At 69.9% G+C, this 14,795-nt stretch carries 12 protein-coding genes; 6 read left to right on the top strand and 6 right to left on the bottom strand.

The annotated features are described in order from the left end of the window. Positions 1-18 precede the first annotated feature (18 nt). From ACODT0_RS01205 to ACODT0_RS01190, 4 genes are all read right to left on the bottom strand, one after another. Positions 19-1,107: a DUF2817 domain-containing protein gene (locus ACODT0_RS01205; RefSeq protein ID WP_489040311.1), complete on the bottom strand. Its 1,089-nt coding sequence runs from the start codon at positions 1,105-1,107 to the stop codon at positions 19-21. Then, a complete protein-coding gene (locus tag ACODT0_RS01200; protein WP_489040310.1) occupies positions 1,104-2,459 on the bottom strand; it encodes an MFS transporter in 1,356 nt (451 codons plus the stop codon). Before ACODT0_RS01200 ends, ACODT0_RS01205 begins: the two co-directional genes overlap by 4 nt. 78 nt (positions 2,460-2,537) lie before the next feature. Continuing rightward, positions 2,538-3,446: a LysR family transcriptional regulator gene (locus ACODT0_RS01195; protein WP_489040309.1), complete on the bottom strand. Its 909-nt coding sequence runs from the start codon at positions 3,444-3,446 to the stop codon at positions 2,538-2,540. A 57-nt stretch (positions 3,447-3,503) separates the two neighbouring features. Further along, positions 3,504-4,457 (bottom strand): LysR family transcriptional regulator, encoded by a 954-nt coding sequence (locus ACODT0_RS01190; protein WP_489040308.1) that lies wholly within the window; start codon positions 4,455-4,457, stop codon positions 3,504-3,506. 135 nt (positions 4,458-4,592) lie between these two features. On the opposite strand from ACODT0_RS01190, the gene ACODT0_RS01185 reads away from it, so the two are divergent. The 6 genes from ACODT0_RS01185 to ACODT0_RS01160 all read left to right on the top strand — a co-directional run bounded on the left by ACODT0_RS01185 (position 4,593) and on the right by ACODT0_RS01160 (position 11,311). Next, positions 4,593-5,384: an enoyl-CoA hydratase-related protein gene (locus tag ACODT0_RS01185; RefSeq protein ID WP_412179296.1), complete on the top strand. Its 792-nt coding sequence runs from the start codon at positions 4,593-4,595 to the stop codon at positions 5,382-5,384. 4 nt (positions 5,385-5,388) lie between these two features. After that, the gene (locus ACODT0_RS01180) at positions 5,389-6,525 is read left to right on the top strand and encodes an acyl-CoA dehydrogenase family protein (protein WP_057589924.1); all 1,137 of its coding nucleotides are present in this window, start codon (positions 5,389-5,391) and stop codon (positions 6,523-6,525) included. Then, positions 6,522-7,562: an acyl-CoA dehydrogenase family protein gene (locus tag ACODT0_RS01175; protein WP_489040307.1), complete on the top strand. Its 1,041-nt coding sequence runs from the start codon at positions 6,522-6,524 to the stop codon at positions 7,560-7,562. The genes ACODT0_RS01180 and ACODT0_RS01175 overlap by 4 nt, the downstream gene beginning before the upstream one ends. Before the next feature lie 35 nt (positions 7,563-7,597). Next, the gene (locus ACODT0_RS01170; protein ID WP_057589926.1) at positions 7,598-8,602 is read left to right on the top strand and encodes a Bug family tripartite tricarboxylate transporter substrate binding protein; all 1,005 of its coding nucleotides are present in this window, start codon (positions 7,598-7,600) and stop codon (positions 8,600-8,602) included. After that, entirely contained in the window at positions 8,599-9,801 is a 1,203-nt protein-coding gene (locus ACODT0_RS01165; protein ID WP_057589927.1) for a CaiB/BaiF CoA transferase family protein, read from the top strand. The genes ACODT0_RS01170 and ACODT0_RS01165 overlap by 4 nt, the downstream gene beginning before the upstream one ends. 295 nt (positions 9,802-10,096) lie before the next feature. Beyond that, positions 10,097-11,311, top strand: a complete 1,215-nt coding sequence (locus ACODT0_RS01160; RefSeq protein WP_489040306.1) for a GAF domain-containing sensor histidine kinase — start codon at positions 10,097-10,099, stop codon at positions 11,309-11,311. A gap of 104 nt (positions 11,312-11,415) precedes the next feature. Here the strand turns inward: ACODT0_RS01160 and ACODT0_RS01155 are convergent, their stop codons facing one another. Then, positions 11,416-12,510 carry a helix-turn-helix transcriptional regulator gene (locus ACODT0_RS01155; protein ID WP_489040305.1) on the bottom strand — a complete coding sequence of 365 codons (1,095 nt, stop codon included), beginning with the start codon at positions 12,508-12,510 and terminating at the stop codon, positions 11,416-11,418. A gap of 203 nt (positions 12,511-12,713) precedes the next feature. Further along, complete coding sequence (locus tag ACODT0_RS01150; RefSeq protein WP_489040304.1) at positions 12,714-14,759, bottom strand: carboxypeptidase regulatory-like domain-containing protein; 2,046 nt, start codon at positions 14,757-14,759, stop codon at positions 12,714-12,716. Positions 14,760-14,795: the final 36 nt, after the last annotated feature.

Here is a 14,795-nt window from a genome sequence, read left to right as displayed (position 1 = left end):
CGCCGCGCGCGCACCCAGTCACGCCGAAGCGCCGAGCCCGCACAAGGCCTGCACGACCGCCGTGCGCGCCTGGCCGAAGACCATGCCCTGCCAATCGGCATCGTCGACGTAGAAGCAGGCCTTCAGTTCCTGCCCGGCCTCGGCCTTGAGCCGCGGCGCGACGGGCGGCTCGGCCCGCCAGCAGAAGTGGTCCGCGCGCAGCGCATCGATCATCCGCAGCAACGGCACGGTGCCGAACTCGAGCGCGATCGTGGTGCCCAGTGCGTGGGGGCATTCCTGCGCGAGGATCGTCACCATCGGGCCGCTGATCTCGTACATCACCGAATCGTCGCGCTCGGTCGAGATGACATCCGCGCCCCACCAGGTCCGGGCCCGGTCGATCTCGCCGGGCCTGCCGATGAACACCTTCTCGCAGTGGCCCCGCGGGCCGAGCCCGGTGTGCAGGTCGATCCAGCCCACCTGCTTCGCCGCGGCGCCCTCCTGCCGAAGGACCCGCCGGATCGTCCTGTTGCTCCAGGTCGCGCGGCTGCCGCCGTAGAACATGCCTGTGGGCGAGTCGTACTGCCCCTGGAACACGGACTGTCCGTAGGCCTCGACGCCCTGCGCGGCGATCCAGGCATCGAGCCGCGCGGCCTCTTCGGGGCCCGGAGGCCATGCAGGCGGAAGCAGCAGGGGCTCCAGCTCGGCGTAGCCATGGTTCGGCGAGCGCGCCTCGTCGAAGCGCACGAAGTTCCGGTTCACGTCCACGTTGTCCTCATTGACGCGGCGCAGGTGCGAGAAGCCGAAGGGATTCACCGCGTGCACGAACAGCAGGCCGACGCCCATGCGCTCGGCCGTGGCCAGCAGCGGCTCGTCCACGAGCATCGCCGACTGGCAACCCGAACCGCAGAAGCCCTCGACGCCGTGGATCGCGGAGGTCAGCACCAGCAGCTTGTCGGCGCGCGGATCGCCGAATCGCACGATATCCATCGCGAGTTCCTCGCCCTGCGCGCCGCGCACGCCTTCGATCGCATGCGAAGCCACGGCGAGCCCCGCCGCGCCCGCGCTCGCGAGAAAGCGCTCGCGTGCCGCGGCATAGCTGGCCGCGAAATGGTTCGTGGGTTTCACTTGAAGCTCCCCACCGGCATCGCGGGGCGCACGCGCGGCGGCGCTTCCTTCGGGCTCTGCGCATCGAGGTCCTCGCCGGTGCGGTCCACGAGCCAAGGCATGACGAGGGTCGAGACCACGGTCACGGCCACCAGGTACCAGGCGGGAGCCAGCTTGTCGGCGGTCTCATGCACCAGCCAGGTCAGCACGAAGGGCGAGAAGCCGCTGAAGACCGCGACCACCACGCTGTAGACGGTCGAGAGCCCGCTGGCACGCACATGCTTCGGGAAGATCTCGGTGAGCATCACCAGCAGCGCCGGAAACTGCGAAGTCAGGCACACGCTGAGCAGCCCGACGACCACGTACAGGCGCCCCGGCGATGGCGCGGCGAGCAGCCAGTGGAAGCACGGGAACACCAGCAGCAACACCACGCGCGACCAGAAGATCACGGGCTTGCGCCGCAGCCAGTCGGCCAGCAGGCCCGACAGCGGCGCGACGAGCAGGTTCACGATGCCGAACACCACGCCGGCCCAGATGCCGACCTGCACCGGCAGCCCGAGCTCCCGGGCCGCATAGGTCGGCATGTAGAACGCGACCACGTAGATGCCGACCGTGCACGCGAGGAACAGCAGGCTGGCCTGGATCAGTTGCTTCCAGTGGTGGCGCAGCAGCAGGCCGATCTTGCCGCCCGTTTCGCCCGAGGCCGCTGGCGTCGGCGCATCGACATGCGTCTCGTGCAGGCGCGTGCGGATGTACATGCCCACCGGCGCGATCAGGATGCCGAGCACGAAGGGCAGCCGCCAGCCCCAGCTCTCGAGATCGGCCGGGGCCAGCACCGAGATCACGGTGCTCGAGACGAGCGCGCCGAACATCACGCCCAGGCCCTGGCTCGCGACCTGCCAGCTGGCCATGAAGGCGCGCTCGTTGCGGCCCGCGTACTCGACCAGCATGGCCGTCGATGCACCGACCTCGCCGCCCGCCGAGAAGCCCTGGATCAGCCGCGCCAGCACGATGATCGCGGGCGCCGCCAGCCCGATCTGCGCGGGCGTGGGTGCCGCCGCGATCATGGCGCAGCCCAGCGCCATGAGACCGATGGTCAGCCCCATCGCCTTCTTGCGGCCATGGCGGTCGGCATAGGCACCGATCACCACGCCGCCCAGCGGCCGCGCGAGGAAGCCGACGCCGAAGCTGGCCACCGCCAGCAGCAGCTGCGCATACGGACTCAGGGAGGGGAAGAAGATCCGGCCGATGATGCTCGTCATGAAGCCGTAGACGGTGAAATCGTAGAACTCCAGCGCGTTGCCGACCGTGATCGCCGTCACCGCCTTGCGCTTCGATAGCGGCGGCGCGACGCCGCTTGTCTGGGTACCCATTGCTGTCTCCTGGCCATGCCTTTTGTTGCGATGGCGGATGCTAGGAGCGGCGATCCGCGGCCGGAAGACAAGCACTCTTCAGCGGTGATAGGCATTGCCTTTCATCACGGCTTCATGGCGCAGGCCATCGAGGAAGTTCTGCGCCGCCGGGCTCAGCACGGAGCCGGGCCGCGAGATCACGCTGACGTCGAGCGCCGCGAGGGGATCGCACAGCGGCAGCTTCACCAGGCCGTAGTGCGGAAACTCCTCGCGCGTCATCGTGTCCACGAACACGCCGACCAGGTCGCTCTCGCCCACGAGCTTCAGGCCGATCGCCGTCGAGGTGCAGCGCACCACCCGCGTCGGCGGCGCGATGCGCTTCGGGGCGAACAGCTGGCGTACCAGCGCGGGCGCGCTCTCGTCGTCGTAGGGCAGCAGCCATTCCCAGTCGGCGAAGCCGTCCGTGTTCGCCGCGTCCAGGATCGGATGGCCCTCGCGCGCCACCGCCACCATGGCGGTGCGGTACAGGCGCTTGACCTCCCAGTCGGCCAGCGAGCCCGGCAGCATGTGAGCGACCATGAAGTCCACCGTTCCGTCGAGGATGCGCGGCAGCGTGTGCGGGATCGAGGCCTCGTTGAAGCGGACCTCCACATGCGGGAAGCGCGCGCGGAACGCCGCGAAGGCCTGGGGCAGTATCTCGAAGGCGACGGCCGTGGAGATCGCGATCGAGATCAGGCCCGAGCTGCCGTCGCGGATCTCCTCGATCTCCGCCACCGCGCGCTCCATCTCGCGCTGGATCACGCTGGCCCGGCGCACCAGCGAGCGCCCATACACCGTGAGCTCGACACCGGCCGTGCCGCGCTGCAGCAGCGGCGCGTCGACCGACAGCTCGAGCTCGCGCATCGCCTGGGTCACGGCCGGCTGCGACATGCCGAGCGCGCGCGCCGCGGCCCGGATGCTCCCATGCTCGGCGACGCTGAGGAACGAGCGGAGTTGACTCAGTTTCATGGCGGTCGGGCTTGGATGAAATCGAGGGGTTCGCAGTGTACGGGGGCGTTGCGCGTGCTAGCGGCGCTTCGCGGCCGGCGGCGCGGACTGCACGGGCGTCAGCTCGAACAGGCGATCGCGCAGCCAGACCGCGAAGGCATCGGTGTGGGTGATGTTGTGCCAGTACAGGCGCAGGTCGAACTCGGGCGAGGGAAAACGCAGGCCGATCTCGCGCACCCGTTCGCCGAAGCTGGCCAGGCCGAGCAGCCGCCGCGGCACCATGGAAACGGCGTTCGTGCCCTGCAGCAGGTCCGGCAATGCCATGTAGCTCGACGCGGTCATGACCACGTTCCTCTTCTGCCCGGCATTCAGGGCCTGGCGCTCGAAGATGGCCGGCAGCAGGCCCAGGCCCGAGGGCGACACGTCGATGTGCGCGCAGCCGCAGAGCTGGGCCAGCGACAGCTGCCTGGGCGCCGCGGCGTTCTCGCGATGGGTGATGCAGGCGAGCTGCTCGCGCGCCAGCGGCTGCACGCGCAGGCCGCGCGCCTCGAGGTTCTCGGTGCCGATGCACAGGTCGAGCGCGCCTTCGGCCAGCAGCTGCGGGATGCCCTTGGCGATCGGGCGCATCACGAGCTGCACGCCAGGCGCGTGCTGCCGCAGCAGGCGCGCGAGCCGGACCCCCAGCGTGGACTGGATGTAATCGTTGGCGCCCAGCACCAGTACGCGCTCGACCTGCGCGAGCTCGAACGCGTCCTCGTCGAACAGCTGCCGGCACTGGGCGATGGCGCGGTCGACGGCGGGCCGCAACTGCCGGGCCCGGTCCGTGAGGAACATCTTGTTGGAGGAGCGCACCAGGAGCTGGTCGCCGAGCTCCTCGCGCAGCGCCTGCAGCAGCTTGCTGACGGCCGAGGCGCTCGTTCCGAGCTGCTCGGCGGCCTGGCTCACGCTGCAGGTCTGCAGCAGCACGTGCAGCGGCACCAGCAGGTTCAGGTTGCGGGCGCGGAGCCTGTCGAGTGGATTGGCGGCGGCCATGGCGGGGACTCGCTGTGCGTTTTCGGATTTCCATTCTAGGCAATCCGGATGTTCCGAACGGAGCGTTGCCTCCATGGCGACCCGTTCGCAGAATGGCGCATCCCTTCATCGCACAGCCCGCAAAGGACCGACCACTTGTCATTCATCCGCTACGAACGCAGCGACGGCATCGTCATGTTGACCATGTCGTCGCCGCGCACCCGCAACGCCCTCTCCGCGCCCGCCATCGCGGACCTCGTGGCCGCCTGCCAGCGTGCCGATCTCGACGAGGCGGCCAGGGTGGTCGTGCTGACCGGCGAAGGCTCCGCGTTCTGCGGCGGCGGCGACGTGAAGGAGATGCTGGCCTCGCTGGACGATGGCTTGCCGCCGGCCGAGCAAATCCGCGCGAGCTTCCAGGCGGGGATCCAGCGGCTGGCCCGCACGCTCCATGGCCTGCGGCTGCCCGTCATCGCGGCGGTGAACGGAGCCGCGATCGGCGCCGGCCTCGACCTGGCCTGCATGTGCGACCTGCGGATCGCGTCGCGCCGCGCGGTCTTCGCCGAGAGCTTCGTCAAGCTCGGCCTGGTGCCGGGGGACGGGGGCGCCTGGCTGCTGACCCGCCTGCTCGGGCCGGCGAAGGCGGGCTACCTGGCCTTCACGGGCGAGACCATCGACGCGGCGCTCGCGCTCGAGCTGGGCCTCGTGAGCGCAGTGGTCGACGACGACCAGCTCCAGGCCCAGGCACAGGCGCTCGCCGCCCGGATCGCCGCTCATTCGCGAACGGCGCTGCGGCTCACCAAGCAGCTGCTGCGCGCCTCCGCGACGCAGAGCTTCGACGAGGTGCTGCACCTGTCGGCCGAGGCCCAGGCGCAGGCCATCCATTCACCCGAACACCGCGTAGCGGTCCGCTCGCTGGCGGATGCGCTGTCCACCGGCAACACCCGCTAGATCCATGCAGGCAATCCACATCAGTTCCGCGGGCGCGATGCCCGAACTCGAGCCCCTGCGCGCCGACGTGCGGGCCTTCTTCCACGGCACTCGCGCGTACAGTTCGGCCACCGACCGCGCGAAGAACTGGCTGGCCGGCAGCCGGTCGCTGGCGCGCGAGCTCGGCCGGCGCGGCTGGATCGGCCTGTCATGGCCGAAGGCGTACGGCGGCCAGGAGCGCGGCAATCACGAACGCTACGTGGTCTGGGAAGAGAGCCTCGCCGCCGGCGCGCACATCTGCAGCTGCATGCCGATGGACCGGCAGACCGGCCCGCTGCTGCTCGAGTACGCATCGGATCGCGTGAAGCGCGAACTGCTGCCGCGCATGGCGCGCGGCGAGATCAGCATCTGCGTGGGCATGAGCGAGCCCGACGCCGGCTCGGACCTCGCCAGCGTGCGCAGCACGGCGCGCCGCACGGAAGACGGCTGGGTGCTCAACGGGCGCAAGGTCTGGACCTCGATGGCGCACGAGGCCGACTACATGATCGGGCTGTTTCGCAGCAGCAGCGGATCGAGCCGGCAGGAAGGCCTGTCGCAGTTCGTGATCGACATGCGCTCGCCGGGCATCGACGTGCGGCCGATCCCGCACATGCAGGGCGAGAGCCATTTCAACGAATGCACTTTCGACGACGTGAGGCTGCCTGCCGATGCGCTCATCGGCCGCGAAGGGGAAGGCTGGAAGCAGGTGAACCGCGAACTGGCCTACGAGCGAAGCGGACCCGAACGCTTTCTCAGTTCGTTCGAATTGCTGCGGCAGATGGTGGGAGCCGCCGACGCATCCAATCCGCAGCATGCGGCCGAGCTCGGCCACCTGGTCGCCGAACTCGCGGCACTGCGCGAGATGTCGCTGGGCATCTCGGCGATGCTCGCGCGCGGCGAATCGCCCGCGCTCGCGGCCGCCATCGTCAAGGACCGCGGCACGAGCTTCGAGCAGAAGGTGACCGAAGCCGCGCACCAACTCTTCGACATCGACCTCTCGGACCCGCGCAGCGAACTGGCGGCGGCCGCCGCATTCACGACGCAGGCGGCGCCGCAGTTCTCCATCCGGGGCGGCGCGCGCGAGATCCTGCGCGGCATCATCGCCAAGGGAGTGGGACTGTGAGCGCGGGACTGGAGACGCTGATCGTCGACAGCTATGCGCGGCTGTGCGCGGCGCGCCTCGAGCCACGCGCGCACGAGCAAGCCGGGCAAGACATGCAGGCGCTCTGGAACGAGGTGGAGGCCCTCGGGTTGCCGGGCCTGCTGACCGACTACGACGGCGAGCTGGAGCGGCCCGAGTCGACGGCCCTCGCGATCGCGCAGGCCACCGGCTACCACTGCGTTCCGCTGCCCGTGCTCGAGAACATGCTGGCCCGCGCGCTGCTGCGCAAGGCGGGGCTCGAGGCACCGGCCGGCATGCTGGCACTGGGGATCGTGCGCGACGCGGAACTCGTCGAGACCACGGGGCAGGCGCCGCTGCTGCAAGGGCACGCCACGGTGCCATGGGCGCGCCATGCGAGCCATGTGGTGCTGGCCGTCCAGGCCCGGCAGGGCGAGCATGTGCTCCTGCTCGCCGCGGATGCGCCAGGCCTGGCCATCGAGCACGGGCACAACCTCGCGCACGAGCCGCGCGACCGGCTCCGGTTCGAGCGCGTGCGCTGCCTGGCGCAGGCGGCGCTCGCGGACTGTGTCGAGGCGACGTCGCTCGAGACGGCGCGCTATCGCGCGGCACTCATGACCGGCGCGGCCGAGAGCGCGCTCGACATGACGGTCGCCTATGTCAACGCCCGCTCGCAGTTCGGCAAGCCGCTGGGCAAGTTCCAGGCCATGCAGCAGAGCCTCGCGGTGTTCGCGGGCGAGGTGACGAGCGCGCTGTCGGCCTGTTCGCTCGCGTTTTCGACCAGCGCTCCCGACTGGCGCACCATCGCCATCGCGAAGATGCGGGCCGACGTCGCGGCGTCGGTCGGATGCAATGCCGCCCACCAGGCCCACGGCGCGATCGGCGTCACCGCCGAGTACCCGCTGCACCTGCGGACGCGGCGGCTGTGGTCCTGGCGGACGGAGGACGGCTCGGGCGCCTCGTGGGCGCGCCGGCTGGGGGGGGATTTCATCGCACGCGGCGCGGACGCGCTCTGGCCGGCGGTGACGGGCCTGCGTTGAATGGACCGAAAAACACGATGACAACGGAGACACGCATGACGATTCGATCGACCGCGGGCACGACGCGCCGCACCTTCGCCGCGAGGGGCGCGGCGCTGGCCACGCTTGCCTCTTTTCCATTCGCCGGCCGCGCCCTGGCGCAGGCGCCCTTTCCCTCCAAGCCCATCGAGCTGGTGGTGCCGTTCCCGCCGGGCAGCGGCTCCGACATCGGTGCCCGCTATTTCGCGGAGCAGCTGGGCCGGCTCAGCGGCCAGCCGGCCACGGTGCGCAACATCGCGGGCGGCAACGGCTTCATCGCGATCTCGAACGTGCTGCGCGCCGATCCTGGCGGGCACACCATCTTCATCGGCGCCAATTCGGCCTTCGTGGTGAATGCCGTGCAGTTCAGGAAACTGCCCTATGACCCGATCAGCGATTTCGCGATGCTCGGCATGCTCAACCGCGCGCCCGCGCTGCTCGCGGTGCGCGGCGATTCGCCGGCCAGGGACCTGAAGTCCTTCGTCGAACGCGCGCGCCTCGCGCCCGGCGAAGTGAATTCGGGCCACGGCGCCACCTCGTACCTGATGTTCGGGGCCCAGTTCTACAACCTGGCCGGCATCAAGGTGAACCACGTGCCGTACAAGGGCGCGAGCGACCTGGCGGCGGCCCTGGCCTCGAACGTGGTCGACGCCGGCTTCATCGATCCCGGCTCGGGCCTGGCGCTCGCGCAGGCTGGCCGCATCCATGTGCTGGCCGTGGCGGGCGAGAAGCGCCTGCCCCAGTTGCCCGGCGTGCCCACCTTCCAGGAGGCGGGCTACCCCGAGTTCACCGCCTACAACTGGGCCGCCGCCGCCGTCAGCGCGAAGACGCCCGCATCCGTGGTGGCCCGCCTCGAAGGCTGGTTCTCCGCGATCGCCAGGGCCGACGCCACGCGATCCTTCTTCGCGGCCACCGGCAACGAGGCCGTGCAGACCACGGGAGCCGAGCTGCGCCGCTTCCAGCTCGCCGAGATCCAGCGCTGGACCGACACCGCCAGGCTCGTGAACCTGGTGCAGGAATGAACCATACCGCCCCACCGCTCGCCGGCATCCGCGTCCTCGACATGACGACGGTGCTGCTCGGCCCCTATGCGGCCCAGATGCTGGGCGACCAAGGCGCGGACGTCATCAAGATCGAGGCACCCGAAGGCGACGGCACGCGCACCACGGGGCCGGCGCGCGAACCCGGCATGGCGTCCGCCTTCATCGGCGCCAACCGCAACAAGCGCAGCCTCGTGCTCGACCTGAAGCAGCCCGCGGCGCGCGAGGCCTTCCTGCACCTGGTCGATCGCGCCGACGTGCTGATCTGCAGCATCCGGACCGCCAAGCTCGCCGCCCTCGGACTGGATCCGGCGCTGCTGCGGGAGCGAAACCCGAGGCTGGTCGTCGTGACGATCCAGGGGTTCGGCACGGACGGTCCGTATGCGGGACGACCCGCGTACGACGACATCGTCCAGGGCCTGTGCGGACTGGCCGCCCTCGGCGGCGGCGCGGACGGGGAGCCGCGCTATCTGCCGACGGTGATCGCCGACAAGACCTGCGCGCTGTTCGCGACGCAGGCGGTGCTGGCCGCGCTCGTCGCGCGCGCCACCACCGGTGCCGGCTCGCACGTCGACGTGCCGATGCTCGAGTGCATGGTCAGCTTCACGCTCGTGGAACACCTGTACGGCGCGCAGTTCAGCCCGCCGCTGGGCGAGCCCGGCTACAGCCGCCTGCTCACGAAGTGGCGCAGGCCCTACGCCACGCTGGACGGCCATGTCTGCGTGGTGCCGTACAACGACCTGCACTGGCGGCGCTTCTTCGAGGAGACCGGCCGCCACGACCTGCTGCGGGACCCGCGCTTCGCCGACATGGCCGCGCGCACGCGCAACATCGATGCGCTGTACGCGGAGCTAGCGGCCTGCATCGCGCTGCGCACCACCGGCGCGTGGCTCGAGGTCTGCGAGCGCCTGGACATACCGGCCGCGCCCCTGCGCGGCCTCGCCGACCTCCAGTCCGACCCGCATCTGGTCGCCACCGGATTCTTTCGCACGGTGGAGGACGCGCGGATGGGAGACCTGGTGATGACGGCGCCGCCGCTGCGCTTCGCCGATGCGCCTTCGCCCGCCGTGCGCGTGCCGCCCAGGCTCGGGCAGCACACGCGGCAGGTGCTGCGCGAGGCCGGACTCGACGCGCCGGCGGTGGAGCGGCTGATCGGCCTCGGCGCGGCGGTCCAGGCCTGAGCGATCGTCGGGCAGGCCCGGGATCAGCCGGCGCGCCCGCGCCGCACCCGCGCAAGCGCCTCTTGCACGGTCCGCCCCAGCAGGGCGCCCTGGCTCGCGGGCCAGGACTTCAGCGCCGCCGACATCATGAACGTGTTCTCGCTGCCGCCGCGTCATGTCTTTTGCCATAGGAGCGGGTCGGCTTTCTGCTCGACAATCGCCGCCGACTGGGTTTTCGTCCTGAAGCAGCGGCAGCGCCGTTCGCCAAGCGACAGATCGGGCCGTTCCGATCGCCTGCGTCAGGACACCCTCGCGAATGGCATCTCTGGAACTGCCCGACCACATCCGGCGCGACGTCGAAGCCATCGGCCGGATCGGCGCCGTGCCGTCCATGTTGCGGCTGATCTGCGAACAGACGGGCATGGGCTTCGCCGCCGTCGCGCGCGTCGACGGCGAGAGCTGGACCGCCTGCGCCGTGCTCGACCGCATCAACTTCGGCCTCAGGCCCGGCAGCCAGCTCGAGCTGCACACCACGCTGTGCGTCGAATCGCGCGCGGCGCGCCAGCCCATCGCCTTCGACCATGCGAGCACGCACCCGGTCTTTCGTACCCACCACACGCCGCGTCTCTACGGCATCGAGAGCTACATCTCGGTGCCGATCGTCAAGGTCGACGGCAGCTACTTCGGCAACCTCTGCGCGATCGATCCGACGCCGCACGGCGTCGACAACGACCGCACCATCGCGATGTTCCAGGGCTTCGCGGACCTGATCGGCCACACGCTGGAACTCGAGGACCGGCAGAGCGCGACCGAGGTCGCGCTGCTCGACGCAGAGGCCACCGCCGAGCTGCGCGACCAGTTCATCGCCGTGCTCGGCCACGACCTGCGCAATCCGCTGGCCTCGCTCAGCGCCATCGGCGAGCTGCTGGCCCGGCGCGCGGCCGACCCCGACAGCGCGCGCGCGGGGCTGCGCATCCGCGCCACCACGAAGCGCATGGCCTCGCTGATCGAGGACGTGATGGACTTCGCCCGCGGCCGCATGGGCAACGGCCTGGATGTCGCGCGCGAGCCAATTCCCGACCTGGGCCTCGCGCTCGAGGACGTGGTGGCCGAGATGCGCACGGCGCATGCGGCGCGCGCCATCGCCGCCGACATCCGCGTGACGGACACCGTGCACGGCAGCCGCGGCCGCCTGCAGCAGGTGCTGTCGAACCTGCTCGGCAACGCCGTCTCGCACGGCGCGCCCGATGCGCCCATCGACGTGGCGGCCTGGACCCGCGACGACTGGTTCGTGCTGAGCGTGAAGAACCAGGGCGACCCGATCCCGCCCGACAACCTCCTGAAGATTTTCCAGCCGTACTGGCGGCCCGCCGAGAGTCGCGGCCATGGCGGACTGGGTCTCGGGCTGCATATTTGCTCGCTGATCGTGAAATCGCACGGCGGCACGCTGCAGGTGACCTCGACGGCGGAGCACGGCACGAGCTTCGTGGCGCGCATTCCGGTGCGGCCGGGGGTTGCGGCGGTCGCCTAGGAATCGCCGTGATCGCCTGCGCCGGGGAGAAGGACATGCCCTCGATCGCAGGTTCAATTGCGCCGCGAGAACAGCATGGGTTGCCACCCATCGCGTGAACCCCGCTAGCAGCCGTCACGGACGTTCATCGCGATGCGGACGAGCTCCACCTGCCGCTTGCAGTCGAGCTTTCCCATTATCATGGCGATCTGTTTGCGCACCGTATGGATCGACAGACCCCGGTGCGTCGCATAGTCGGCAGCCTTCATGCCGCTGGCCAGTGCGTGAAGCACGGCGGCCTCGGCACCGGTCACTCCCAGCGCACCGGCGAGCGCCTCGGGGCTCGCGAGCATCGGCACCCCTTCTTGGCGCATCCGGACGAAAAGCAGCGGCTCGGCGGCCAGGCGCAGGATCGGATTGGCCTTCGTCACATCGATGCAGAGCAGCCCCGCGCCCGGCGCGATGGGAAAAGCCATGGTGCGGACGACACCGTCGGCGCATGCCGCGGCCAGGCCACCCTCCAACCGTGCCTGCAGGCGCGCATCCGCGGCGGCAAGATGCCCTTTGCGCTGCAGCAGGCCCCTGCGCTCGTCGAGCAACGCTCGTGCCCTGGGCGACGCATGCACCAGCAGGCCATTGCGGTGCACGAGGCAGCTGGCCTCGTCCAGCGCGTCGAAGGCCACGTCGCTGACGCTCAGCCAGGAGGAGGCGCGCGCCCTGCGCAACGCCATCGCGTCCTGCAAGGCCCTGGAATATCCGCATATCCTCGCTCCTCGAAGTCTTTCGCCCAGCGCGTCGGATGCGACCGCCCGCTGGAAACCCAGGCTCACGCGCCGTCCCGGTCCGTTCTCGACCATGTAGGAATACAGCTGCCGCATCCGGTGCCTCGACATGAAGTCGACGTAGTAGGCGTTGCGCTGCCGGAGCGGCTCGGGAATCAGTTGCTGCGTGTCGAGCCAGGTCCCGGGGTCACGAACGACGCCGGGCTTGGTCATGACGTCTTCGGTGTGAAAGTGCTCCGCATAGTCGCGCATCGCGCCGAGGTCCGCGCCGAAGTTCTGCATGTCGACGACGCGGTCTCCCTCGAAGACGATCATCACCGCCGCATCGCTCTCCACCAGCGTGTTCGCGGTCGCCAGGACGTCGCGCCAGGATGCCCTGGCATCGGGGATGGATCGAACGGCCTCCAGTGCGCGCATCAGGTCGACATCTTGTCGCATCAGACTTCTCCTCCGCCGGGTGATGATGCGCCCGGGAGAGCGGCTCGTCCATCCGTGCGCCGGAAACTGCCGAGTCTCATGGCCTGGACCGCGAGGCGGGAGGGACTCTTTCTTGCGCGAAGTGTTGGGCATTCCCCGGGCAGCCGCATCACTCGAATTGAGTATGCGTGCGCTCCGCCCGGCAATGCCCTGCCGCCACGCGGCTACTGGAGCTTGTACAGCGCGATCGCCGAACTGAACGCCACCTGCTTCTGGTTCGTCGCCTGCAGCAGGAAGGAGTTGATGGTCGAGTTCTTCGCGTACATCGTGGGGTCGGTGGTGTCGCAGTGCCTGTCGGCGGAGGTCTGCCGCGAGCAGTACACGACGGCCCTGCGGGCGCTGCTCGGAAACGTGGCGGAGTCGTTGAAACCCGCGCCGTTCGCACCCGGGGTGGTGCTGCCGAAAGGCGCATTGCCGAAAACGCTCAGCTGGGTCGGCGCGGGCGCGCCGGCGGGTACCGACCAGCCGTCCTTGTCCCCGGGCGGCGAACTGAAATTGACCCAGATCGGGTTGGCGACGAGCAGGTAGCCGCTGGCCGCCGACCCCGTTGCCAGGAAGTCCCGCAGTCCGCCCGACAGCTGCGCCAGCGGCTGTTGCCGCAACTCGGCCATCGTGAGTGCGCGCGAAAGCGTTCGCGCGGTCTGCACGACGTTCGGCTTCGTCGTGTCGGCATGATGGAACTCCACGGTCCAGATGCCCTGGTCGGCGATCGCGCGGATTTGTGCGTCATCGAGCTGCGGCTGCGCATAGGTGAGCGATGTCTCCTTGGTCGAGGGATTGCCGGGCGTCTCCGTGCTCCGATACTCGCCGCGCAGCCTGTAGACGGAACTTCCGGTGATGGCGCCGTTCGCCCGCGCGAACCGCAGCGTCGAATAGCCCGCGCCCGGCAGGAAGGTCAGCGGCGTGCCCCACGGCGTCGTGACCACGGCCTTGGCGAAGACGGGGTTGCCGGCGCCGTCGGTCAGGTTCGGGATCGTGACGTCGTACCCGGTGCCGTAGTTGCTGAACGCCGGGGTGTTCAGGAACTCGCGAAGCTGGGCGTAGGGCTGTACCGTGGCCCGGTACGCATTGCCGTTGCCGACCAGCTTGAGCGTGTTGCCGACCCGGCGCGCACCGAGCAGGTCGAAGGCGGTGTTGCCTTGAGGGTCCGTCGTGCGATAGCTGAGCACCATGTCTCCGTTGGGGCGAAAGAATTCCACGCTGCCCCGTTCCCAGCGAAGTCCCCTCGCGCTCGCGCGAAACAGGCTGGCATAGGCCCCGGCGTTCGCGGACGAACGACCCACGTTCGCGCCATTGCTGTAGAAGGTGGAGGGATCGTCGTCGAGAAAGAGTTGCCGGCATGCGGGCGCCGCGACCGCCGACGGCCCGCCGACGGCGTCCGTGTCGTCATCGGTTGCGGTGCTGACGCGCTGCGTCAGCGGCAAAGCGTAGCAATCGGTGAATCGCCGCAGCAGCTCCGCCACGAGCGCGGGCGGCGGCGCATCCGCGACCTCCACGCCTGCGCCGATCGGCGGGATGCTGCTGTCGCCGCTACGGAACCGGACAGAGACAGGCGTCCCATCGGCCGTCTTCACCGTGATCTCGATGTTGGCCACCTCGCCGTCGGGCCGGACACTCACGCTCAGAACATCGAGCAGCCTGTCCTGTCCGGTGCCGTCGGCCACCAGCGCGTCGAGCAACGGGTGGCCGAGTGCCAAGCCCAGGCTGTCCAGCACCGGCTGCAAGGCCGTCTTCAGTGCCGCCACCTGCTGCGAGATGCTGTCGGCCGTGAGGATCTCGGGACGGCTCGACAGCACGCCCGCGAGTTGGGCCGGGTTGCCCGCGGGAGACAGGCGGGCGACCACGATGTTCGTGAGTGGCGTGACATTCGCGATGCCCGAACTCCGGACCGCCGCGCCGTAGAGCACCTGGTCGTCGCGCAGTGCGCGAATCACCAGCGGTGCCTGGGTCGCCGCCGGCAGCGGGCAGGTGTAGGCGCCGCCGGTGTCGGTCTGCGTGGTGCAGACCGTGGTTCCCCCGGCATCGGTGACCGTGATCTCCGCGCCCGCGAAAGGGGCGCCTGTTGCCGCCACGCCGCTCAGCGTCGTTCCGGTGGAAGGGTTCGGCGCTGGCGCCGGAGGCGCCACCGTCGATCCGCCCACGGGCCAGAAGAAGCCTCCGCTCCCTCCTCCTCCGCCGCCGCAACCGGCAATGGCCAGCAACGCGGCCATCGCGAGAGACGACCGCGGACCTGCATTCCTCATCGA

The organism is Variovorax sp. FG153 (genome assembly GCF_057809595.1).
Note: the sequence above shows the minus strand (reverse complement) of the source record. Positions and strands in the feature narration are given on the sequence as shown.